The 21172-nt window shown below is 71.6% G+C and carries 25 protein-coding genes; 7 read left to right on the plus strand and 18 right to left on the minus strand.

The genetic code is table 11. The annotated features are described in order from the left end of the window. Positions 1–9 precede the first annotated feature (9 nt). From AB5J73_RS10925 to AB5J73_RS10970, 10 genes are all read right to left on the minus strand, one after another. A complete protein-coding gene (locus AB5J73_RS10925; RefSeq protein WP_370969577.1) occupies positions 10–402 on the minus strand; it encodes a DUF2784 domain-containing protein in 393 nt (130 codons plus the stop codon). Between the two features lie 285 nt (positions 403–687). Then, the gene (locus AB5J73_RS10930; RefSeq protein ID WP_370969578.1) at positions 688–1245 is read right to left on the minus strand and encodes an alkaline shock response membrane anchor protein AmaP; all 558 of its coding nucleotides are present in this window, start codon (positions 1243–1245) and stop codon (positions 688–690) included. A gap of 145 nt (positions 1246–1390) precedes the next feature. Beyond that, the gene (locus AB5J73_RS10935) at positions 1391–1885 is read right to left on the minus strand and encodes a DUF6286 domain-containing protein (protein ID WP_370969579.1); all 495 of its coding nucleotides are present in this window, start codon (positions 1883–1885) and stop codon (positions 1391–1393) included. Positions 1886–1911: 26 nt separating this feature from the next. Further along, on the minus strand, positions 1912–2199 hold the full coding sequence (locus tag AB5J73_RS10940; RefSeq protein WP_370969580.1) for an Asp23/Gls24 family envelope stress response protein: 288 nt from the start codon (positions 2197–2199) through the stop codon (positions 1912–1914). Between the two features lie 14 nt (positions 2200–2213). Further along, a complete protein-coding gene (locus AB5J73_RS10945) occupies positions 2214–2396 on the minus strand; it encodes a hypothetical protein (RefSeq protein ID WP_370969581.1) in 183 nt (60 codons plus the stop codon). 2 nt (positions 2397–2398) lie between these two features. After that, positions 2399–2845 carry an Asp23/Gls24 family envelope stress response protein gene (locus AB5J73_RS10950; RefSeq protein ID WP_370969582.1) on the minus strand — a complete coding sequence of 149 codons (447 nt, stop codon included), beginning with the start codon at positions 2843–2845 and terminating at the stop codon, positions 2399–2401. 81 nt (positions 2846–2926) lie between these two features. Beyond that, entirely contained in the window at positions 2927–3247 is a 321-nt protein-coding gene (locus tag AB5J73_RS10955; RefSeq protein ID WP_370969583.1) for a hypothetical protein, read from the minus strand. After that, entirely contained in the window at positions 3244–3606 is a 363-nt protein-coding gene (locus AB5J73_RS10960) for an Asp23/Gls24 family envelope stress response protein (RefSeq protein WP_370969584.1), read from the minus strand. Before AB5J73_RS10960 ends, AB5J73_RS10955 begins: the two co-directional genes overlap by 4 nt. Continuing rightward, complete coding sequence (locus tag AB5J73_RS10965; RefSeq protein ID WP_370969585.1) at positions 3603–4175, minus strand: Asp23/Gls24 family envelope stress response protein; 573 nt, start codon at positions 4173–4175, stop codon at positions 3603–3605. The genes AB5J73_RS10960 and AB5J73_RS10965 overlap by 4 nt, the downstream gene beginning before the upstream one ends. Further along, positions 4166–4720, minus strand: a complete 555-nt coding sequence (locus AB5J73_RS10970; RefSeq protein WP_370969586.1) for an RNA polymerase sigma factor — start codon at positions 4718–4720, stop codon at positions 4166–4168. Before AB5J73_RS10970 ends, AB5J73_RS10965 begins: the two co-directional genes overlap by 10 nt. A 160-nt stretch (positions 4721–4880) precedes the next feature. Here AB5J73_RS10970 and AB5J73_RS10975 point away from each other — a divergent pair, with 160 nt between their 5' ends. Further along, on the plus strand, positions 4881–5066 hold the full coding sequence (locus AB5J73_RS10975; RefSeq protein ID WP_370969587.1) for a CsbD family protein: 186 nt from the start codon (positions 4881–4883) through the stop codon (positions 5064–5066). A 41-nt stretch (positions 5067–5107) separates the two neighbouring features. Here AB5J73_RS10975 and pyrE read toward each other — a convergent pair whose 3' ends face one another. The 4 genes from pyrE to AB5J73_RS10995 all read right to left on the minus strand — a co-directional run bounded on the left by pyrE (position 5108) and on the right by AB5J73_RS10995 (position 9768). After that, on the minus strand, positions 5108–5671 hold the full coding sequence (pyrE, locus tag AB5J73_RS10980; RefSeq protein ID WP_086856475.1) for an orotate phosphoribosyltransferase: 564 nt from the start codon (positions 5669–5671) through the stop codon (positions 5108–5110). 27 nt (positions 5672–5698) lie between these two features. Beyond that, entirely contained in the window at positions 5699–8146 is a 2448-nt protein-coding gene (locus tag AB5J73_RS10985; RefSeq protein ID WP_370973068.1) for an ABC transporter permease, read from the minus strand. After that, positions 8146–8880 carry an ABC transporter ATP-binding protein gene (locus tag AB5J73_RS10990; RefSeq protein WP_370969588.1) on the minus strand — a complete coding sequence of 245 codons (735 nt, stop codon included), beginning with the start codon at positions 8878–8880 and terminating at the stop codon, positions 8146–8148. The genes AB5J73_RS10985 and AB5J73_RS10990 overlap by 1 nt, the downstream gene beginning before the upstream one ends. A 129-nt stretch (positions 8881–9009) precedes the next feature. Further along, positions 9010–9768, minus strand: a complete 759-nt coding sequence (locus AB5J73_RS10995; RefSeq protein WP_370969589.1) for an SDR family NAD(P)-dependent oxidoreductase — start codon at positions 9766–9768, stop codon at positions 9010–9012. A gap of 70 nt (positions 9769–9838) precedes the next feature. Between AB5J73_RS10995 and AB5J73_RS11000 the strand changes: the two genes are divergently transcribed. Next, on the plus strand, positions 9839–10666 hold the full coding sequence (locus tag AB5J73_RS11000; protein WP_370969590.1) for a hypothetical protein: 828 nt from the start codon (positions 9839–9841) through the stop codon (positions 10664–10666). On the opposite strand, the gene AB5J73_RS11005 is transcribed toward AB5J73_RS11000, so the two are convergent. From AB5J73_RS11005 to AB5J73_RS11020, 4 genes are all read right to left on the minus strand, one after another. Then, positions 10663–11421, minus strand: a complete 759-nt coding sequence (locus AB5J73_RS11005; RefSeq protein WP_370969591.1) for a hypothetical protein — start codon at positions 11419–11421, stop codon at positions 10663–10665. The two genes, AB5J73_RS11000 and AB5J73_RS11005, sit on opposite strands and share 4 nt — an antisense overlap. A gap of 166 nt (positions 11422–11587) precedes the next feature. Beyond that, positions 11588–14182: an ATP-dependent chaperone ClpB gene (gene clpB, locus AB5J73_RS11010; protein ID WP_370969592.1), complete on the minus strand. Its 2595-nt coding sequence runs from the start codon at positions 14180–14182 to the stop codon at positions 11588–11590. Between the two features lie 96 nt (positions 14183–14278). Then, on the minus strand, positions 14279–15466 hold the full coding sequence (locus AB5J73_RS11015; protein WP_370969593.1) for an MFS transporter: 1188 nt from the start codon (positions 15464–15466) through the stop codon (positions 14279–14281). A gap of 100 nt (positions 15467–15566) precedes the next feature. Then, positions 15567–16052: a MarR family winged helix-turn-helix transcriptional regulator gene (locus AB5J73_RS11020; protein ID WP_370969594.1), complete on the minus strand. Its 486-nt coding sequence runs from the start codon at positions 16050–16052 to the stop codon at positions 15567–15569. A gap of 322 nt (positions 16053–16374) precedes the next feature. Here AB5J73_RS11020 and AB5J73_RS11025 point away from each other — a divergent pair, with 322 nt between their 5' ends. The 5 genes from AB5J73_RS11025 to AB5J73_RS11045 all read left to right on the plus strand — a co-directional run bounded on the left by AB5J73_RS11025 (position 16375) and on the right by AB5J73_RS11045 (position 21150). Continuing rightward, the gene (locus AB5J73_RS11025; protein ID WP_370969595.1) at positions 16375–17550 is read left to right on the plus strand and encodes a globin domain-containing protein; all 1176 of its coding nucleotides are present in this window, start codon (positions 16375–16377) and stop codon (positions 17548–17550) included. A 248-nt stretch (positions 17551–17798) separates the two neighbouring features. Beyond that, entirely contained in the window at positions 17799–18974 is a 1176-nt protein-coding gene (locus tag AB5J73_RS11030) for a globin domain-containing protein (protein ID WP_370969596.1), read from the plus strand. A gap of 19 nt (positions 18975–18993) precedes the next feature. Then, entirely contained in the window at positions 18994–19710 is a 717-nt protein-coding gene (locus AB5J73_RS11035; RefSeq protein ID WP_370969597.1) for a dienelactone hydrolase family protein, read from the plus strand. Between the two features lie 145 nt (positions 19711–19855). Then, complete coding sequence (locus tag AB5J73_RS11040) at positions 19856–20614, plus strand: lytic polysaccharide monooxygenase (protein ID WP_370969598.1); 759 nt, start codon at positions 19856–19858, stop codon at positions 20612–20614. After that, positions 20611–21150 carry a DUF305 domain-containing protein gene (locus AB5J73_RS11045; RefSeq protein WP_370969599.1) on the plus strand — a complete coding sequence of 180 codons (540 nt, stop codon included), beginning with the start codon at positions 20611–20613 and terminating at the stop codon, positions 21148–21150. The genes AB5J73_RS11040 and AB5J73_RS11045 overlap by 4 nt, the downstream gene beginning before the upstream one ends. The last annotated feature ends 22 nt before the right edge of the window (positions 21151–21172 follow it).

Consider the following 21172-nt stretch of genomic DNA (forward strand, 5'->3'; position numbering starts at 1 on the left):
GATTGTCGCTCAGCCGAGGCGGACGCGGTGCGTCCGGGCGTCGTCCGCGTGGTCGCGGTGGCGCCAGCGGTGGTAGACACCGACGTAGGAGTAGGCGACCACCACGATCGCGACGATGCCGATCGCCGGCAGCCACGACCGCGGGAAGACGGTGTCGTACAGGTAGTACGCGTTGAACCCGCCGGGCAGGTCACCGAGGCCCTGCTGGTGGCGGAAGTAGTTCTCGAGCGCGGTGAACGGGCACGGCACCGGCGCGACGTTGACCAGGACGCCCCAGGACACGCCGAGCAGGTGGACGAAGATGAGCTTCGGCCAGCGCCACGCGACGAAACCGCCGAAACCGATGAGCACCAGGGCCAGCAGGTGCACCGCGACCGTCACGTCGGCCAGGAACTTCGCCATCACCAGCCCCCTTCCCCGAACCCCCTACCAGCGACTTTACTCCGCTGATCGGATCCGGCCGCCCTGAAGAGTGCCCCGGTGTGTGATGTTTAACCCACCGGAGCAACCCGTTCACCTGGGCGGTGACGGAGGCGTCACACCCGGTGGGAATTCCGGCGGGCGTTTCGCGGGGTACTTCGTCGGTTCTTCGTGCGGGTACTGGTTCGGTTTCTCCCGGTCGGGCTTGGTCCAGTCCGGCTGCGGCGGCGGGTCGTCCTCCTCCATGCGCTCGACGGTACGCCCGGGTCAGCGCGCCCGGACCCCGGATTTCGCCGTCAGCCGAATTTCCAGCCGCACGGGCAGGTCCTCGACTTCGAGGGCCTGCTTCAGCCGCGGCACGGCGTGGTCGGTGATGCGCTGCCGGATCGCCGTGGCATCGGCGTCGCGGTCGGTGGTGACGACCAGGAAGAGATCCGGCGCGTCCCGCGGCCCGGACAGCCACGCCGAAGCGCTCCTGACGCCGTCGTACCCCTCGACGTCGGCGGCCAGCGGGGCGGCGGCCGCACTCGATTCGAGAACGGTGACGCCGGTGTCCCGCTCGTCCCGCCAGGCGACGGTCTTCGGCCGCCGGAACGCCTGCGCGGCCAGCCAGCGCAGGCAGAGCAGGCCGAGGACCGTGGCGACAGCGATCGCAACCCAGAACACCCAGGTGGGTGGCGCGGCGGCGCCGGGCACGAGCGGCGCGGCGGGGTCGAGCAGGCGGAGCCGCCCGAAGTGCGTGGCCACGGCGAACCCGCCGCCGGCGAGAAGCAGGAGCCCGATGAGGCCGAGCAGGGTCCGGTTGAGCCCGGCCGGCCGGTTCATCGAGCACCTCCCAGCTCGTGAACTCGCCCCGCTGCGCCCGGTCCAAAGCACCCCAATGTGGCGTTGGTTGCGTCCAACGCACCGAACGCCACATTGGGTGCGCTGGACGCACCGAACGCCACATTGGGGCGCTTGACTGGGCGGTTCATCGCGCTCCTCCTCGCACTCGGACCCGCACCCGCGGCGTCTCCGCCAGGCCCACCTGCGCCAGCCGCCGCGAGACCGCCGTCCCGACCGCGGCCGCGAGGCCTTCCGTGTTCGTCCGGTTCGTCCGCACCTTCACCCTCACCTTCCGGCGCCGCAGCTTCACCGCGGCCGTCGCCACGCCGTCGACGCCCGCGGCCGCGGCGCGTACCGATGTGCGCAGGCCGTGGCGGGTCGTGCCCGCCTCGACGCCCGCGGCCGGCGCGAGCGCCAGGACCACCGGGCGCCCGCGCAGCACCGCCGCCGCCAGGAGCACGAGACCCGCCAGAACCGCTGCCCCGCCCCCGACGAGCACGGGCAGTTCGTTCCACGTCGTCTCGTGCACCCGGCCGGCGACCGCCTCGAACGACAGCAGCGGTGGCTCGCCGAGGAGGCGTTGCACCAGTGCCGTCACGACCAGCGCGCACGCCGCGAGCACGACCAGGGCCGTCAGCACCGCCGGCACGCTCCGCCGGGGGCGCCTCATCGGACCCGCCGCTTCGGCTGTTCGGGCCGGGCCACCGCGACCGTGATGTCGACGCGGTTCGCGCTCAGCCCGGTCAGTTCCGCCGTCCGGCCGAGCAGGTGCGCCCGGACCCGCTCGACCGTCGACGCGATCGGGGCCGGGTACGCCAGGGGCAGCCGGACGTCCAAAGTGGTCGATTCGCCGTCCACAGTGGCCTCGGCGGTCACGTCGCCGCCGACGCCGTCGACCTCGCAGGCGGCGTGCGCGGCGATGCGCCGCACCGCCCGCGGGGCCACGGTGGTCACTCCGCGTTCCACGGCTACCTCCGATCGCGCGCGGCGCCCACGAGGGCGGACAGGTCGAGCTTGCCGTCGAGCCAGCGCCCGGCCAGCAGGCCGAGCCCGCCCAGCAGGAACACCGCCACGAACGCACCGAACCCGCCGAACGCGGCGGCGAAACCCAGTGCCAGTCCGTACAACAGGCCGAGCAGCGTCGCGTTCATCGTCACTGCACCCGGTCCGAGGTGACGGGCTCGGCGTCGTCACCGGGGAGGTGGACGTCGTTGACGTTGATGTTCACCTCGACGACCTCCAGCCCGGTCATCTGCTCGATCGCGGTGATCACGTTGCGGCGCACCGCCCGCGCGAGGTCCGCGATGGCGACGCCGTACTCGACCAGGATCTGCAGGTCGACCGCCGCCTGCTTTTCGCCGACCTCGACCGAAACGCCCTGGCCGACGCTGGCGGACGCGCCCGGGATGCGGTCGCGGATGGCGCTCAGCGCGCGGGCCGCGCCGCCGCCGAGGGCGTGGACGCCGGTGACCTCGCGGGCGGCGAGCCCGGCGATCTTCTGGACCACGGTGTCGGCGATGGTGGTGGTGCCCTGCTTGGTGACGAGGGCGCTCTCGGTGGTGGTGGTGGCCACGGTGTTCTTCTCGGCCGTCGCGGTCATGGTGTCCTCCCTGGATGTCCGGTGCCTCAAGGCTTTTCGCCTCGTTCGTAGCTAAGGACCCAGCGGCGGGGAGAACGTCACTTACCCTTTCGTGTGACTTGGGTCTCCGGCGAACGCGGCACCGTCGAGGTCGGTGACGACCAGCCGCAGGCGCGCTTTCTCCCACTCCGTGCCCACCAGCACCGGGCGCACGAGTTCCGCCGCCCGGTCCAGCAGCGGGGGAATCGGCAGCCGGGTCGCGATCAGGCGGATCTGAACGACCTCCGCCGAAAGGTCGACGGCCATGCCGGCCCAGTCCACCGGCAACCACGTCGTCTCGGGGGAAACCGGCGTCGCCGGGCGGAGGCCGTCGATCTCCTTCAGGGCGCCGACGATCCTCTCGACGGCTTCGTCCGCGGTCACCGGCCGACCGGTTCGATGTCCATGATGGACACGGAAACCTCGTCGACGACCAAGCCGGTCTGCTCCCCGACGAACCGCGTCACCGCGCGCTGGACCGCCCGGCCGACCGCCGCCGCCTGGTCGCCCGACGCCGTGATGAGGTCGATGTGGACCGTCACGCGGCCGTCCGCGGTGCGCACCCGGACGCCGTCCGCCGGCGCCGGGTCGAGTCCCTTCCAGCGTTGGCGGGCCGCGCGCGTCCACGCCGTCACCAGGCCGCGCAGGCCCGGCTCGAGGCGCACCACACCCGGTGTGGTGATCGCCGCCCGTGCCGCCACGCTGGCGATCACCGGGTCGGCCACCACGTAGTCAACGCTCATTCCCCTGGCTCCCCGACCGCGTCTTCCGCATAGATGTCGTCCACGAGCAGGTCGAGCTTCGCCAGCGTCAGGCCCACCCGGGCCGCGGCCGCCGCGGTCACCCGCTCCCGCACCTTCGCCAACGCTTCACCACCCGTGGCGTTCCGCATACTCACCGCGAGGGTGAGTTCGACTTCGACGACCCCGTCGGCGCCGGTGCGCACGCGGCAGCGCCGCGCCCGGATGCCGCCGACCGTGTCGGCCGCGTACCGCAGCACCGCCGCCACCGCCTGCTCGCTGATCTCGACGAACCCGGGTTCCGGGGTGGGCAGCCGCACCATCCGGTCCCGCCGCACCTCGGCCCGCACGGCCGACATGATCCGGCCGAACAGGTCCGGCGACGGCACGTCCTCCGCCACCACCAGCTCCGCGGTGGCCTCGCGCAGCGCCAGCAGGCTCTCGCGCGCGGCCCGGCAGTGCGGGCAGGTCAGTTCGTGTTCGTCGGCCAGCCCGGCGCCGACCGCGTCGAGCCGGTCCCACACCTGCTCCACGTCACGTTCGCAGGGCAGCTCGTAGTCTGTCATCGCCATGGCTTCATCACCTCCGCCAGCTGGGCCCTGGCCCGCGCGATCCGGCCGCGGACCGCGGTCGTGTTCGCACCGACGACCTCGCCGATCTCTTCGTAGGACCGGCCGTGCACCTCACGCAGCAGCCAGCACGCTCTCTGCTCGGGCGTCAGTTCGGCCAGCGCCGCGTTCAACGCCGCGAGCTGCCCGCTCACCTGGGCGGCCCGCTCCGGCTGCAGATCGGTCCGCGGCGACTCGGCGGTGTCCAGGTCGACGTCGGCCTGCGGCCGGCGCGCGCGGATCGCGTTGAGGCAGCGGTTCGTGGTGGCCCGGTAGAGCCAGCCGACGAACGCGGCGTCCTCGCCGAGCTGGTCGAGCTTGCGCCAGGCGTTGAGGAACACCTCCTGCACGACGTCTTCGGCGTCGCCGCGGTGGGCGAGCATCTTGACGGCGAGCCGGAACATCGGGCCCTGGTAGCGCAGCACGAGCTGCTCGTACGCCCGGACGTCGCCGTCCCGCGCGCGCCCGACGAGGGTCGCGTCGTCCAGCGGCGTTGCGGTTGTCGTCACGGCACCTCCTCGGGAAGAGGACACCGGTGCGCGGAAATCGTCACGCACCGATTCTGGGTGACGGTGGTCACCGGGGCGAGTCCGTGACGATCACGCGTCGCGGTGGTCCTTCCGGTACCAGGGTGCCCCGCCGGGGCACCGCCGGAACGGGAGGTGCCCCATGTCTTTGGGCGACAAGATCAGCAACAAGGCCGAAGAGCTGGGCGGCAAGGCCAAGGAAGCGGCCGGTGACGCCACCGGGAACGAGCAGCTGCAGGCCGAAGGCCAGGCCGACCAGGCGAAGGCCGGGCTCAAGGGCGCCGTCGAAAACGTGAAGGACGCCGCGAAGGACCTGTTCAAGAAGTGAGCCGCGCGGACCGGGGACCCAGCGGTCCCCGGTCCCGGTTCTCAGTTCAGGCCGAGGTCGTCGAGCCCGAGGATGTACCGGTACTCGAGGCCTTCCTTCTCGATGGCCTCGCGCGCGCCGGTGTCGCGGTCGACCACCGTCACCACGCCGATCACGGTCGCGCCCGCCTCACGCAGGGCCGCGACGGCTTCTAGCACGCTGCCGCCGGTCGTGGAGGTGTCCTCGACCGCCAGCACGCGCTGGCCCCGGACCTCCATGCCCTCGATGCGGCGCTGCATGCCGTGTTCCTTGACGGACTTCCGGACCACGAACGCGTCCAGCACGACGCCGTCGGTGGCCGCCGAGTGCAGCATCGCCAGCGCGACCGGGTCGGCGCCGAGGGTCAGGCCGCCGGCCGCCACGTAGTCCCAGTCCGCCGTCAGCTGGCGCAGGAGCTTGCCGATCAGCGGCGCGGCCGCGTGGTGCAGCGTCGCCCGCCGGAGATCGATGTAGTAGTCGGCTTCCTTGCCGGACGCCAGGGTCACTTTTCCGTGCACCACGGAAAGATCGGTGACCAGCCTGGCCAGTTCGAGTTTCGCCGCTTGATCCAACCCGGGGTTCGCCACGGCCGAGAGTCTTACACACCGCCGTCCTCACTCCCCGATCGATGTGGCGTCGACCGCACGCCCGCGGGTCGCCGCCCAGGCCGGAACCAGGATCGCGGCGAGCGAGAGCACCACGGCGATCGCGAGCACCACCAGGTAGACCGCGAGCGGGCCGGTCGGCAGCACCGAGCCGCTCACCACGAGGCAGAACGGCACGATCGCGCCGGCCGCGGTGGCCGTGCCGAGCAGCACGGCGATGGTGGCGATCAGCCCGCCTTCGACGCCGGCCATGCGCAGCACCTGGCCGCGGGTGAACCCGCTCAGCCGCTGCAGCCCGAACTCCCGGCGCCGCTTGGCGGTGGCCATCACCAGCGTGTTCACCACCGAAATCACCGTGTACGCGATGATCATCCCGACGAGCAGGTAGTTGACCCAGGCCCCGACCTCGTTGCCCTTCGCGTGCGCCGCGATCAGCGTCTCCCGGTCGCCGACGACCACCGGCAACCCGGCTGTCGCCTCGTGGAGGCGGGCGGTCAGCGTCGCGGTGTCGACGCCGTCGGCGGCGCGGACCAGCAGCTGGGGCGCGAGCCCGAGCGTCGTGTGCGGCGCCAGCAGCCCGGCGGGCAGCACGAGCTTCTCGAACCCGGCGCGCTGGCTCACGACGGCGGCCACCCGCACGTCCACCGGAGCACCGTCGCCGAGCCGCAGCGACAGCGTGTCGCCGACCTGGCGGCCGAGCGTCGTCGGCACCTCGATCGCGTTCCCGGTCAGTTCGCTGACGCCGAGCGCGGGCCAGCCGTCCTTGTCCTGGTTCGACTCGAACGGCTTCTCGATGAACACCGTGCTCGTGACGTACTCGGACGCGCCGGCGACCCCCGGGGCCGACCGCACCCGCCCCAGCACCGACGGGTCGAGCCCGCTCGGCGCGCCGACGACCGCGTCCGCGCGCAGGTCCTCGGTGTACGCCTGGTTCGAGACGGCTTCCTGGGTGGTCTGCAGGTAGATGTTGGCGGTCGCGATGCCGACCGCGAGCATGATCGGGGTGACCGCGCCCGCCGTGCGCACCGCGCCGACACGGGTGTTGCGCAGCGCGACCCGGCCGGTGACGCCGGTGATCGCCTGCACCGGCCAGCGCAGCAGCGACGCCGTCAGCTTCGTCACGCCCGGGCTGATCGCCGCCAGGCCGAACGCCCACAGCATCACCGCCGGGCCCGCCGTGCTGGCCGCGACCGGGCCGGTCATCACGGCGACCGTGACGATGGCCAGCGCCGTCCCGCCGGCGAAGCAGAGGAGCGCGGTGATCAGCCGGATCGGCGTCAGCCAGCGCCGCTCGACGGCGGCTTCGGCCAGCGCTTCGGTCGGGCGGACCTTCGACGCCCGTCGTCCGGCCACGAAGGACGCGGCCACGACGGCCAGCAGCGACGCGCCCGCGGCGACCGTCGCCGGCAGCCAGCCCTGCTCGAACCGCAGGACGTCGGGGACGACGTGGTTGGCCGCGAGCTGGTCGAACAGCCACTGCCCGAGCACCGGGCCGAGCGCGACCGCGGCGGCGACCGCGAGCAGGCCGACGACCAGCGCCTCGCCGAGCACCATCCGCCGCAGCTGGCGCGGGGTCGTGCCGATCGCGCGCAGCAACGCGAGTTCGCGCTGGCGCTGCTGGGTCGACAGCGTGAGCGTGCCCGCGACGACGAACACCATGACCATCGCGGACAGCCCGCCCGAGACGGCAGCCAGCACGATCAGGTCCTCGCCGCTCTTGTTCACCTCGGGGAACTCCAGGGCACCGCGGTCGGCGCCGGTCGCCACGACCCCCGCGTCCCCGACGGCCGCCGTCACCGCGGCGACGTCGTCGCCGAAGACGCCGATGGTGTCGAAGGTGCCTGGGTGCCCCGAGAGCCGCGAAGCGTCCGACGGCGCGAAGAACACGGCGGAGTCGCGCATGGCCTGCGGTGCCTGGGCGATCCCGGACACGCGGTACTGGCCGACGACTCCGTGCGCCGCGACGGGCAGCGTGTCCCCAGCGGCGAGCCCGAGCGCGGCGTCGACGACGACTTCACCGGGCTGCGGCGGCTGACCGCTCAGCGTGTACGGCGTCAGCACGGCGGAATCCCAGGCGTGCCCGAACGCGCTCGCGCTGCCGATCTGCGCCGGGAAGCTGACCTCGCCGACGACGTCCGTGACGCCCGGGACCGCACGCAGGCGGTCGGCCAAGGAGGCGTCGAGCCGGACGCGCTCCGGCAGGGTCGCGTTGTCGAACTTGTGCTTGTCGTCGGGGTCGAGGGTCGCCGGGTCGTCCTCGGGCAGCTTCAGCGTCTGCTGCCCGCCGACGACGATCGGCGCCGCGGCCAGCCGCTGCACCGGCGTCTCGGACCGGATGCCCGACTCCATCAGGCCACCGCACGCCGAAACGATCAGCGCGCCGAAGAACACGGCGACGAACGTCGCCAGGAAGCCGCCCTTGCGCAGGCGCAGCGTCCGCATCGCGAGGGAGAACATCACGCCGCCACCCGGCCCCACGCACCCAGGTGGGTCATCCGCTCGGCGACGGCTTCCGCGGTCGGGCGCGCGAGCCGCCCGGCGATCCGGCCGTCGGCCAGGAACACGACCTCGTCGGCGTAGGACGCGGCGACCGGGTCGTGCGTCACCATGATCACCGTCTGGCCCGAAGACCGGACGGAGTCGCGCAGCAGGCCGAGCACGTCGGCGGCGGTCCGGGTGTCGAGCGCGCCGGTCGGCTCGTCGGCGAACAGCACGGCCGGGTCGGTGACCAGGGCGCGCGCGATCGCGACGCGCTGGGCCTGCCCGCCGGACAGCTGCCCCGGCAGGTGCTTGCGGCGCCCGTCCAGCCCGACGTGCGCGAGGATCCGCGCCACCAGCCGCTTGTCCGGGCGCTTCCCGGCCAGCTGCAGCGGCAGCACGACGTTCTGCTCGACCGTCAGCGCCGGCAGCAAGTTGAACGCCTGGAAGACGAACCCGACGCGGTCGCGCCGCAGCTTCGTCAGATAGGTCTCGCTCTTGCCGTCGAGGTCCTGGCCGTCGAGCACGACGCGGCCCGACGTCGGCCGGTCGAGGCCCGCCGCGCAGTGCAGGAACGTGCTCTTGCCCGAACCGGACGGGCCCATCACCGCCGTGAAACCGCCGCGAGGGAAGGAGATCGAGACCCCGTCCAGCGCGACCACACCGCCGTACTCCTTGCGCACGGCCTCGAGCCGAACTGCCTCAGTCGTCATGGGGAAAACGCTATTGAGGCAGCCCCCGAACCACCCTGGTGCGCACGCGCCTCTTCGAGGTGGGGACAGCCCTACCGTGTCACTTTCCCTATGAAAGCTCCGCGGAGCTTTCATAGGGAAAGTGACGGCTCAGGTGCGGCCGCGGCCGCCGCTGATCCGGCGCAGCACCGCGCGGGGCAGCAGGCCGCCGATCGCGACGACGGCCTTGTACTGCAGGCTCGGCACCGAGATCACCTTGCCGCGCCGCAGGTCCGCGAGCGCTTCGCCGACCACCTGTTCGACACCCAGCCAGGCGATTTTCGGCCCGGGTTTGCCGATGCCGGCGCGCTCGTGGAACTCGGTCGCCGTGAAGCCGGGGCAGAGCGCCATCATCCGGATGCCCTTGGGCAGCGAAGCGGCGATGCCTTCGGTGAACGACGTGACCCAGTTCTTGCTGGCCGTGTACGTCGAACCGCGGCCGCTGAAGAACCCCGCCACGCTGCTGACCTGGATGACGTCGCCGTGGCCGCGCTCGATCATGCCCGGCAGGACCGCCCGCGTCAGCCGCAGCACGGCGGTGACGTTGACGTCGAGCTGGCGCTGCAGCGCGTCCGGCGGGATGGTCCAGAAGTCGCCGTTCAGCCCGAACCCGGCGTTGTTCACCAGCAGGTCGACCGGCCCGGCGGCGAGCCGCTCCTCGACCGCGGTCCGTCCGTCCACTTCGGACAGATCAGCGGCGAGCACCTCGACGGCGACACCGTGCTCTTCCCGCAGCTCAGCGGCGTACGCCTCCAGGCGCGCGGTGTTCCGGGCGACGAGCACCAGGTCGTACTTCTCGGCGGCGAGCGTGCGCGCGAACTGCGCGCCGATGCCCGCGGTGGCTCCGGTGATCACGGCGGTGGTGGTCATGTGGGTGAACCATACCCGCTGGTCACGGGCAGACATGCGTTCGAGCCGACGGGGAAGTATGGTCCGGCGCATGGGTAAGCACAGCAAGCGGAAAAGCGGCTACCTGCCCAAAGTCGCCGCGGGTGCGGCGCCCGTCGCGCTGCTCTTCGCGGCCCCCGCCGCCGCGCTGGCGAGCCCCACCGACATCACGCTGCCGCTGGACGGCGTCTCCCTGCCCGTCGACCACCAGCACGCCGGCAAGCTCGACGGCGACGGCCTCACCGCGGCCCGCCGCGACGTCTTCGCCAAGCGGGTCGGCGAAGCCCGGTTCCTCGCCGATGTCGGCGAGGCCGCGGGCGCCGGTTCGTCCGGGGCCTTCGCGAACCGGGCCGGCCGCCAGGACGTCGGGGTCGGCCAAGCCGTCGTGACCGCCGGCGACGAGCAGCGCCTGGCCGGCTCGACCACGCCCGCCCGGCTCGGCACGAGCGACAGCGCGCACCACGGCGTCTGGCTGAGCAACGGCGTCGACGTGCTGAGCGAACACGCCGAGCGGATCGACAGCGGGCTGAGCCCCTCGGGGCGGTTCGCCGGCGACCTCACGGGCGGGCTCGCCGTGCGCCGCTCGTCCGGGCAGGCCGTCGACCTCGGCCGGCTCGGCGCGGTCGGCACGTCGTCGGAGCAGCACGCGAGCGGGCAGTTCGCCGGCGACCTCGACCTCGGCCAGGAGCACGAACTGGGCGGCCAGCTCGGCCCGGCCGGTGGCCTGGTGAAGGCGTCCCACGACCTTTCGTCCGGCTCGATCAGCGGCGACCTCGGCGTCGACCACGTCGTGCACGTCCAAGCCGGGGCGGCCACGGTGCGCGGCACCCTCACCCCGGCGTTCTCGGGCAGCCTGTTCGACCGCCCGCTGAACCGCTAGTCCTGCTGCGGCGGGTCCGCGGGCGGCTGCTGGACCGGCGTCCCGGCGGCCGGGGTGGGCGGGTTGCCCGCCGACGACGGGATGGGCGCGCTCGCCTGGTGCCGACCGGCGTCGTAGTCCTCGTCGAACGGGTCGACGATGTCCGCGATCTCGCCGAGGTCGCGCAGCAGCCGCTCGAGCCGCGAGGGCCCGGCGGTCGGGACGACGCTGGCGAGCACCCACTCGTTCTCCAGCCAGGCCACGCCGACGTCGCCGCCGAGCTGGTCCGCGGCGTCCACGAGCTCCTGGGTGATCACGACGCGGGCGCCGTCGGCGTCGTCCGCGAAGGCGTAGCGCGAGCCGATCGGGCCGAGCATCTCGGGCATGTCGGCGCGCTGGAACGGCACGCTGGACAGCCACATCTCGATCGGGATCCGGTGCTTCTTGTTGCAGCGCACGGCGACGACGACCGCGGGGATCTGCCCCTCGGACTCGATGTCGAAGATGAACACCGGCCGGCGGCCGTCGGAGGTGAAGGTCGAACCCGCGACGACGTTGACGGCGGCGTCCGCGCCGAAGTAGCCGATCGCCCCGCCGGACCACTGCTGCGGCAGCCGTTCGTCCTCCTCGACGAACTGCCAGCCGCGCAACTGCGCCCACCGCATGCGCTCGCGGTTGCGCGAGCCCTCCTTCGCCCGGTCGGCCGCGAGCAGCCCGAGGCCCGCCACCAGGGCGACGGCCGCGATGACGAACCAGATCCACGCCGGAATACCCACGACGTGCAGGGTATCGCCTGCTAGGCCGAAGAGATGATGGCCGGTACCCGTGTCGCCGGGCCCATTCGGATCATTTCGCCGCACCGAGTCGACAAGTCTCTACTGTGGACGCCCCGCCTCGTGAGTGTTTAGGGCGGTTAGAACCGCCCTAAACACTCACGAGGGGTCAGACCCGGGTGACGGTCAGCGAGTCACCGGCTTCCAGCTCCGGGATGTCGACGCGCACCGTGTCGCCGTCGCGGATCTCGCCCGACAGCAGTTCCTTCGCCAGCTTGTCGCCGATCGCCGACTGGACCAGCCGCCGCAGCGGGCGGGCGCCGTAGATCGGGTCGAAGCCGTTGAGCGCGAGCCACTCGCGGGCGCCGTCCGTGACGTCCAGGTGCAGCCGGCGCTGGGCGAGCCGCGCGGCCAGCCGGGCCACCTGGATGTCCACAATGGACGTCAGCTGCTCGGTGCCGAGCGAGTGGAACACGACGATGTCGTCGAGCCGGTTCAGGAACTCCGGCTTGAACTGCCGCTGCACCACCGAGAGCACCGCGTCCCGCCGCTGCCGCTCGTCCAGGTTCGGGTCGGCGATGGCCTGCGAGCCGAGGTTCGACGTCAGGATCAGGATGGTGTTCCGGAAGTCCACCGTCCGGCCCTGGCCGTCGGTCAGCCGCCCGTCGTCGAGGACCTGCAGCAGCACGTCGAAGACGTCCGGGTGGGCCTTCTCCACCTCGTCGAGCAGCACCACCGAGTACGGCCGGCGCCGGACGGCCTCGGTCAGCTGGCCGCCCTGGTCGTACCCGACGTAGCCCGGCGGGGCACCGACCAGGCGCGCCACCGAGTGCTTCTCGGCGTACTCGCTCATGTCGATGCGCTGCATCGCGCGTTCGTCGTCGAACAGGAACTCCGCCAGCGCCTTGGCCAGCTCGGTCTTGCCGACACCGGTCGGGCCGAGGAACAGGAACGAGCCGGTCGGGCGGTCGGGGTCGGCGACGCCGGCCCGGCTGCGGCGCACCGCGTCCGAGACGACCTGCACGGCCTCGGCCTGCCCGATGACGCGCCGGCCGAGCTCGTCCTCCATCCGGAGCAGCTTGCCGGTCTCGCCCTCCAGCAGCCGTCCCGCCGGGATGCCGGTCCACGCGCTGACCACGTCCGCGACGTCGTCCGCGCCGACCTCTTCCTTGAGCATGACGTTCTGCTGGCTGGCCTCGTTCGCCGCGGTGGCCGCTTCGAACTCCTTCTCCAGCGCCGGGATCCGGCCGTAGCGCAGCTCGGCGGCCTTGCCGAGGTCGCCGTCGCGCTCGGCGCGTTCGGACTCGCCGCGCAGCTGTTCGAGCTGCTCCTTGAGCTCGCGGACGCGCTCGATGGAGCCCTTCTCGTTCTGCCAGCGCGCGGTGAGCGCCGTCAGCGTCTCGCGCTTCTCGGCCAGTTCGGCGCGCAGGGCGGCGAGGCGCTCCTTCGAGGCGGCGTCGCTCTCCTTCGAGAGCGCCATCTCCTCGATCTCCAGGCGCCGGACCGCGCGCTCGACCTCGTCGATCTCCACCGGCCGCGAGTCGATCTCCATGCGCAGCTTGGACGCGGCTTCGTCGACCAGGTCGATCGCCTTGTCCGGCAGGAAGCGCGCGGTGATGTAGCGGTCGGACAGCGTCGCGGCGGCGACCAGCGCGGCGTCCGTGATCCGGACACCGTGGTGCACCTCGTAGCGCTCCTTCAGCCCGCGCAGGATCGCGATGGTGTCCTCCGGCGACGGCTCGCCGACGAGCACCTGCTGGAAGCGCCGCTCCAGGGCGGCGTCCTTCTCGATGTGCTGGCGGTATTCGTCGAGGGTGGTCGCGCCGACCATCCGCAGCTCGCCGCGGGCGAGCATCGGCTTGATCATGTTGCCCGCGTCCATCGCGCCTTCACCGGTGGCACCGGCGCCGACGATGGTGTGCAGCTCGTCGATGAAGGTGATGACCTCGCCCGCGGAGTCGGTGATCTCCTTGAGCACGGCCTTCAGCCGCTCTTCGAACTCGCCGCGGAACTTCGCGCCGGCGACCATCGAGCCGAGGTCGAGGGCGACGACGCGCTTGCCGCGCAGCGATTCCGGCACGTCCCCGGCGACGATGCGCTGGGCCAGCCCTTCGACGATGGCCGTCTTGCCGACACCCGGCTCGCCGATCAGCACCGGGTTGTTCTTGGTGCGCCGCGACAGCACCTGCACGACGCGGCGGATCTCGGTGTCGCGGCCGATCACCGGGTCGAGCTCGCCGTTGCGGGCGCGCGCGGTCAGGTCGACGCCGTACTTCTCGAGCGCCTTGAACGTGCTCTCCGGGTCTTCGCTGGTGATCCGGGCGGAGCCGCGGACCTTGACGAACGCCTCGCGCAGCGCGTCCGGCGTCGCGCCGTGGCGCTTGAGCAGGTCGGCGACCTGGCCGCCCTCGGTCGCGAGCCCGACGAGCAGGTGCTCGGTCGAGACGTACTCGTCACCCAGCTCGGTGGCGAGCTTCTGGGCGCGGGTCAGCGACTTGACGGCGTTGGTGTCGAACTGCGGGGTCGACACGGTCGCGCCGGTCGCCGAAGGCAGCGCCGCGATGAGCGGCTCCAGCTCCTTGTGCACCACCTCCGGGTCGGCCCCGACCGCGGTCAGCAGCGGTGCGGTCAGCCCCTCACCCTGCGCCAGCAGGGCGCCCAGCAGGTGCGCGGCCGACACGTGCGGGTTGCCCGCCATCGTGGCCGCCTGCGCCGCCGACGAGATCGCCTGCTGGGTCTTCGTGGTCGGGTTGAAAGCGTCCATCCCTCACCTCATGCTCGATAACTCAAAAGTCCTGGTGACCGGCCTGACCATGACCCGTCACTATCCTTAACGCACGAAAACTTGAGTCTGTTCCGCTCAACTCTGACCAGGTGCCACCGCGCTCGCCGGCAGCCGCGAGCCCAACGTCCCGAGCCCGGCCACGGCGAGGGCGGCACACGTCCCGACCAGCACCCAGGGTAACCAGTCGGCCACCGAAAACAACGCGACCACGACCGGCGCGATCACCTGCGCCACGGCGAACGCGTACTGGTACGCAGCGAGATAACGACCACGGGCGACCGGAGGTGCCGCGGCCTCGGCCAGCGCCCCCGAGCGCGGCCCGAAGACCAGGTCGCCGGCGGCGAACACCAGCGTCGACGCCAGCAGGTAGGCCACCTGCCAGTCGTCGGGCACCAGCAGCACGCCGAGGCTGACCAGGCACCACACGGCGAACAACGCCGAGCCCGCGCGCATCGCCGCGAGCCGCGTCAGCCGGGCGGTGAGGCGCAGGGCGACCGTGCCGCCGACGCTGGTCAGCACGGTCAGCAGGGCGAGGATCGCGCCGGGCAGCCAGGCCGGGCCGTGCAGCCGGTCGAGCACGAACACCGGCATGCCGATCAGGAAGAAGTCCAGCGAGAGCCCGAAGAGCCCGCTGAACAGGATCAACGCGAGGTACGGCCGGTCCCGGAGCACGCGGACCGTCCGCTCGGCGTGGCACCTGGCCGGGCGAGCCAGCCGCACGAAGAAGACCAGGACCGCCGCCGCCGCGAAGAACGTCAGCGCGTCCAAGGCGAGCGCGATGCGGTACCCGGACGCGCCGACCCACGTCAGCAGCGCACCCGCCGCGAGACCACCGAGGCCGAAGCAGCCGGCCCGCACCATCCCCACTTCGGCGAACGGCCGATCCTTCGGGACGTCGCCCGCGACGTCGGCGATGAGCACGAACAAGGAGCTGTAGAACAACTGCTGCCCGGTCGCGAGCAGGACCGCCGCGACCACCACCGGGCCCGGGCCGTCGGCGACGAGGTACGCGCCCGCCCCGGCCGCCTGGAGCAGCTGGGCGCCGATCACCACCGTGCGCGGCCCGACGCGGTCGACGAGCCGGCCGGCGAGCGGCGGCACGACGAGGCCGCCGACGGTGCCTAGGGTGACGGCGGTGCCCGCGACGGCGAGCGGCACGCCGACCACCTGGGTCACGTAGACCAGCGCCAACGGGAGGAACAGACCTGAGCCGAAGTTGTCGGTCCCCAACGCGCACAGCAGTGCGACCCGGCTACGCGTCACCTACCGAAGTTAACCCGGCCGAACACCGGGAAGTCAGGCCCGAACGGACAAAGTACGGCGGCGGAAAGGCAACTGCGGGTGGCACCTCGGCGGCACCGCGTCACTTGGTCGAGTCGGCTCCGCAGGCCGCGCTGCCGAGCGCGCGGCGGAGGTCTTCGTTCATCCCTGCGAGCCGCTCGGTCAGGTCGGTGACGCGCTCGTCGTCCCAGCCGCCGAGCGCCTTCTCCATGAACTCGAGGTAGTTGGCACGCCAGCGGGCGAGCTCGGCCCGGCCCTTTTCCGACACGCTCACCAGCGACGCCCGGCCGTCTTCGGGCGCGGGACGGCGGTCGACCAGCCCGGCGGCGGAGAGCTGGGCGATCTGCCTGCTCACCACGGAGAGGTCGACGAACCGGCGTTTCGCCAGCTCGGACGGCCTCGCCTCGCCGTTCTTCGCCAGGTCCGAGAGCAGCATCGCGGCCGCCGGGTGCAGCCCCGGCTCGCTCTGCCAGGCCTGCATGATCCAGGCGTGCTGGAGCTGGGAAGCGGTCTTCAGCTCGCGCATGAGCTCGACCCGGACGTCATCGTCGGTGTCGTCGAAGCCCATCGGAACCTCCCTTAGTTGTGCAATACAAGTTTATTGCCGGACGCTTGCTCAGGGCAACCATCCGGCCGGTGAGGTCGCCCACGCCGTGACCGGGGGAAATACACCCGGTCGGAGCAACAATGCGGGCAAAAGGCCGCCCGGCGGCTACCCTGCGGACGGGCCGTGCGCGCGGCGCGTTCGAGTGACGTTGAGTGACGAGGTGGCAGCAGTGGCGATGGACCCAGGAGGCGGCCGTGAGCGGAATTGCCGTCTTCGCGCCCGGGTCGGCGGTGCATGATCGGGTGCCGCCCCGCAACCGTCCCCGACCCGTGAACCCCCACCCATGACAGCCGACTCGGTCAGCCCGCTCCCCAGGTCTTCCTCGCCGCGCGAGGCCCCCGCCGCCGTCGTGGCGATGGTCCGGCTCATCCGCGAGAGCTGGGCCAAGTCCGAGCCGTACATCGCGGACATCTCGCAGTTCTTCTACGGGATGCTGTTCACCCTCGCCCCGACCACGCGCGACTTCTTCCCCATCAACATGGAGATCCAGCGCGGCCGGCTGGTGCGCGCGCTGGTGCACATCGTGCAGATGGTGGACCGGCCCGACGACCTGGCGCCGTTCCTGCGCCAGCTCGGCCGCGACCACCGCAAGTTCGGCGTGGTGCCCCGGCACTACGAAGCGGTCGGGACGGCGTTGCTCGCGTCGCTCAAGAACCACCTCGGCCGGGAGTGGACGCCCGAGGTCGAACGCGCGTGGGCCGAGGCCTTCACCATCGCCGCGCGGGCCATGCAGGACGCCGCCGCGGCCGACCAGAACCCGCCGTCGTGGCAGGCCACCGTGGTCGAGCACCGGCGGCTGACCTGGGACCTCGCGCTCGTCCGGCTGCTGCCCGAGCAGCCGGTGCCCTACCACCCCGGGCAGTACATGAGCGTCGAAGTGCCGCAGCGGCCGCGGCTGTGGCGCTACCTCTCCCCGGCGAACGCGCCGCGCGAGGACGGCGGCATCGAGTTCCACGTCCGCGCGGTCGACGGCGGCTGGGTCTCCCGCGCCATCGTCAGCCACACCCAGCCCGGCGACGTCTGGCGGCTCGGCCCGCCACTCGGCAGGCTGACAGTCGACCGCGAAGCGTCACGGGGAGTGCTGATGATCGCCGGCGGGACCGGCGTCGCGCCGCTGCGCGCGATCCTCGACCACCTGGCGCTGTGGGGCGAGAACCCCAAGACGCACCTCTTCTACGGCGGCCCGGCCCGCGAGAACCTCTACGACCTCGAAGAACTGCGCGCGCTCGCGGCCACCAACCCGTGGCTGACCATCTCGCCGGTGGTGGAGCGCGGCGGCGACGTCCCCGGCTTCGAGCAGGGCACGCTGGCCGAGGCCGTTACGCGCTACGGCGCCTGGCCCGGCCACGACATCCTCGTGTCCGGTTCGCCGGCGATGATCCGCGCGACGGTGTCGCGCATGCTCGTGGCGGGCAGCGCACTGGACCAGATCCAATACGATCCGTTCACGATCGACTGATTCCCGTAACAGCGGAAAGGCAATACTCCTGTCCGGTGAACATTCACTTTAACTGATCGTTTTCACGCACCGCCAGATCGAGTTGACCGCTTGTGGCCAAATTGGTCCGTTCGAGCGGGACCGCGCGGAATCGCGCGCATCTGCACGGGAATGCGCCTAGAGTCGGGAACCCTCGGGGGCGGCACCGCGACAGCGACGCCGCATGGACGGCGCTTTTACCTGTGCACGACTGGAGATTACCGTTCCCGATGAATGCTGAATCCGTGAAGATCTCCACGCTGCCCGAGACACTTCCTGTTTCGGCTGTGGAAGGTCGCGAACTCGCTCGATTGATTCGTGAAAGTTTTGCGGCCATCGAGCCGAGAGCCGACGAACTGGCGCAGTACTTCTACGGCGCGTTGTTCGTGATCGCCCCCGATTGCCGCGACCTGTTCCCGGTCACCATGACGACCCAGCGGAGCAGGCTGCTGCGCGCGCTCGTGTACGTGGTGCAGATGGTGGACCGGCCCGACGAGCTGGTCACCTTCCTCGGCCAGCTGGGCCGCGACCACCGCAAGTTCGCCGTCGTCTCCCGCCACTACGACGCCGTCGGGCTCGCGCTGATCTCGGCGCTCAAGCGGTTCCTCAAGGAGAAGTGGACGCATGAGGTCGAGGCGGCGTGGACGTCGGCGTACGGCCTCATCGCCAAGACCATGCGGGAGGCGGCCCAGGCGGAGACCGGGCCGGCGGCGTGGTCGGCGACCGTGCTGGAGCACCGGAAACTCGCCCGCGACGTCGCACTGGTGAAAGTGCGCACCGAGGGCCTCCTGCCGTACCGCGCCGGCGGGTACGTCAGCGTGGAAGTGCCGCAGCGGCCCCGGTTCTGGCGGTACCTGTCGCCGGCGAACACGCCCCGCGGCGACGGCCAGCTCACGTTCCACGTGCGCGCGGTGCCCGGCGGCTGGGTCAGCGGCAGCATCGTCAACCACACCCGGCCGGGCGACGTCTGGCGCCTCGGACCGTCGATGGGCGCGCTCAACGTGCGGCCGACCACCACCAAGCGGCGGCTGCTGATGATCGGCGGCGGCACCGGGATCACGCCGCTGATGGCGATCCTCGACGACCTCGCGCGCTGGAAGCGGAACCCGCCGGTGCACCTGTTCTTCGGCGGCCGAAGACCGGAGGACCTGTACGCGCTGGACGAGCTGCGCCGGATGGCGGCGACGGCCAAGTGGCTGACCGTCACGCCGGTGACCGAAGAAGGCGCGGTGGCCGGCGGCGACCGCGGCACGCTCGCGCACGCGGTGACCCAGCGAGGCTCGTGGAAGAACCACGACGTCCTCGTTTCCGGCTCGCCGCCGATGATCCAATCCACCATCGCCAAGCTGCTCGCCAAGGGGATCGACCTGGAGCGAATATCGTACGACCCGTTCACCTTGGACTGAGCGCGCTATCGTCGCCGATATGGAGACGACGATTCCGGTTTCGGACGGCACGATCGGCGGTTACCTGGCGGAACCCGCAGGCGACGGGCCGCACCCCGGCGTGGTGCTCATCCACGACGCTTTCGGGCTGAGCCAGGACACGAAGAACATCACCGACCGATTCGCCGCCGAGGGGTTCCTGGCGCTCAGCCCGGACATGTATTCGCGCGGAGGCATGCGCCGTTGCGTGCGCCGGGTTTTTTCGGACATGTTCGCCAACCGGGGACGCAGCTTCGACGACATCGAGGCGTCCCGCGCGCTGCTCGCCGCGCGCCCGGACTGCACGGGCCGGATCGGCATCGCCGGCTTCTGCATGGGCGGCGGTTTCGCCCTCGTCGCGGCGGCCCGCGGGTTCGACGCGTCGGCGCCCTACTACGGGCAGCTGCCGAAGAACCTGTCGGTGCTCGACGACGCCTGCCCGGTCGTCGCCAGCTTCGGCAAGAAGGACTTCTCGCTGCGCGGCGCGGCGGCGAAGCTCGAGACGGCGCTGACCGAGCGCGACGTCCCGCACGACGTCAAGGAGTACCCGGGCGCGAGCCACGGGTTCGCGAACAAGGTCGACGTCGCGCCGCCGCTGAACCTGCTGCTCAAGGTCGTCGGGTTCACCTACCACCACGAAGCGTCGGAAGACGCGTGGCGCCGAGTGACGTCCTTCTTCGGCGAACACCTGCAGCAACCGGCCCGACCTTCGCACTGAGCCGAACGGATCAGCGAAATCGTCGAACGGCGGTAGTTCGTTGACCGTTGTGCCCGAATCGCCTTATGGTCTAGACCACATCTTCCCCGGATGTGCTCGTTCGTCCTCCCCCCGGAACAGAGCTGTTCCCCCTCGAGGAGCCGAAATGACCTGGAAACGAAAGCTCTTCGCGGCCGCTGCCGGTGCCCTGCTGGCGCCGGTGCTGGTCGTCGTCCTCCCCGCGGCCACCGCGAGTGCCCACGGGTACATCTCCGACCCGCCCAGCCGGCAGGCCAACTGCGCGGCCGGGAAGGTCCCGAACTGCGGCGAGATCATCTACGAACCGCAGAGCGTCGAAGGCCCGAAGGGGCTGCGCAGCTGCAACGGCGGGCTGTCCCAGTTCGCCCAGCTGAACGACGAGTCGAAGCCGTGGCCCGCGAAGTCCGTCGGCAGCACAGTGACGTTCAACTGGGTGTTCACCGCCCGCCACTCGACGACGAACTACGAGTACTACGTCGGCAACACGCGCGTCGCGGTCTTCAACGGCAACAACCAGCAGCCGCCGCCGACGCTGTCGCACACGGTGAACCTGGCCGGGTACTCGGGCCGGATCAAGGTGCTGGCCATCTGGAACATCGCGGACACGGCCAACGCGTTCTACAGCTGCGTCGACCTGCAGGTCGGCGGCGGTGGCACGACCCCGCCGCCCACCACCACGCCGCCCCCGACCACGACCCCGCCGCCCACCACGACCCCGCCCCCGACGACGACCCCGCCGTCGACCGGCACGTGGTCGGCGGGCACGGCGTACAAGGCGGGCGACGTCGTGACGTACAACGGCGTGAGCTACCGCTGCCTCCAGCCGCACACGGCGATCGCGGGCTGGGAGCCGCCGAACACCCCGGCCCTCTGGCAGCGCCAGTGAGGCTGGTCCTGGCCGTCGTCGCGCTGCTGCTGACCGGATGCGGCAGCGGCGCGACGTCGGCCGCCCCGTCCCACAACGCGGCCGACGTGATGTTCCTGCAGATGCTGATCCCCCAGAACGAGCAGGGCATCGAGATCGTCCGCCTGGCCGCGGGACGTTCGGTACCCCCGCCCCTGAAGGAACTCGCGGCGGCGATCGAGGTGACGCAGCGAACCGAGGTCGACCAGATGAAGGGCTGGCTCCGCGCCTGGAACGAGCCCGAAACGATGGACGCGAACCCCCAGGCCCACGCCGGCCACGGCGGCATGAAGATGACGGCCCCGGACCTGGTGGGAGCGCTGAAGTCGGCACCGGACCCGGAGTTCACCCGCAAGTTCCTGGACGTGCTGACGGGCCAGCAGCAAGGCGCGGTCGAGCTGGCCCAGACGGAGAACGGAACGACCGGCGGGGTGCACCCCGAGGCCCGCGACCTGGCCCGCCGGGTGATCGAGTCGCGGACGGCAGAGGTGAAGCAACTGCTGAACTTCAAGACCTGATCCGCGGCGCGGAACCGCGGGC

This window comes from Amycolatopsis sp. cg9 (assembly GCF_041346945.1).
Taxonomy (GTDB): domain Bacteria; phylum Actinomycetota; class Actinomycetes; order Mycobacteriales; family Pseudonocardiaceae; genus Amycolatopsis.

What these genes read in the sequence shown, in the direction of transcription:
- AB5J73_RS10925 (WP_370969577.1), bottom strand. Translation starts at nt 402, where the DNA reads ATGGCGAAGTTCCTGGCCGACGTGACGGTCGCGGTGCACCTGCTGGCC.
- AB5J73_RS10930 (WP_370969578.1), bottom strand. Translation starts at nt 1,245, where the DNA reads ATGAACCGGCCGGCCGGGCTCAACCGGACCCTGCTCGGCCTCATCGGG.
- AB5J73_RS10945 (WP_370969581.1), bottom strand. Translation starts at nt 2,396, where the DNA reads ATGAACGCGACGCTGCTCGGCCTGTTGTACGGACTGGCACTGGGTTTC.
- AB5J73_RS10950 (WP_370969582.1), bottom strand. Translation starts at nt 2,845, where the DNA reads ATGACCGCGACGGCCGAGAAGAACACCGTGGCCACCACCACCACCGAG.
- AB5J73_RS10960 (WP_370969584.1), bottom strand. Translation starts at nt 3,606, where the DNA reads ATGAGCGTTGACTACGTGGTGGCCGACCCGGTGATCGCCAGCGTGGCG.
- AB5J73_RS10965 (WP_370969585.1), bottom strand. Translation starts at nt 4,175, where the DNA reads ATGGCGATGACAGACTACGAGCTGCCCTGCGAACGTGACGTGGAGCAG.
- AB5J73_RS10975 (WP_370969587.1), top strand. Translation starts at nt 4,881, where the DNA reads ATGTCTTTGGGCGACAAGATCAGCAACAAGGCCGAAGAGCTGGGCGGC.
- AB5J73_RS10985 (WP_370973068.1), bottom strand. Translation starts at nt 8,146, where the DNA reads ATGTTCTCCCTCGCGATGCGGACGCTGCGCCTGCGCAAGGGCGGCTTC.
- AB5J73_RS10990 (WP_370969588.1), bottom strand. Translation starts at nt 8,880, where the DNA reads ATGACGACTGAGGCAGTTCGGCTCGAGGCCGTGCGCAAGGAGTACGGC.
- AB5J73_RS10995 (WP_370969589.1), bottom strand. Translation starts at nt 9,768, where the DNA reads ATGACCACCACCGCCGTGATCACCGGAGCCACCGCGGGCATCGGCGCG.
- AB5J73_RS11000 (WP_370969590.1), top strand. Translation starts at nt 9,839, where the DNA reads ATGGGTAAGCACAGCAAGCGGAAAAGCGGCTACCTGCCCAAAGTCGCC.
- clpB (WP_370969592.1), bottom strand. Translation starts at nt 14,182, where the DNA reads ATGGACGCTTTCAACCCGACCACGAAGACCCAGCAGGCGATCTCGTCG.
- AB5J73_RS11020 (WP_370969594.1), bottom strand. Translation starts at nt 16,052, where the DNA reads ATGGGCTTCGACGACACCGACGATGACGTCCGGGTCGAGCTCATGCGC.
- AB5J73_RS11025 (WP_370969595.1), top strand. Translation starts at nt 16,375, where the DNA reads ATGACAGCCGACTCGGTCAGCCCGCTCCCCAGGTCTTCCTCGCCGCGC.
- AB5J73_RS11030 (WP_370969596.1), top strand. Translation starts at nt 17,799, where the DNA reads ATGAATGCTGAATCCGTGAAGATCTCCACGCTGCCCGAGACACTTCCT.
- AB5J73_RS11035 (WP_370969597.1), top strand. Translation starts at nt 18,994, where the DNA reads ATGGAGACGACGATTCCGGTTTCGGACGGCACGATCGGCGGTTACCTG.
- AB5J73_RS11040 (WP_370969598.1), top strand. Translation starts at nt 19,856, where the DNA reads ATGACCTGGAAACGAAAGCTCTTCGCGGCCGCTGCCGGTGCCCTGCTG.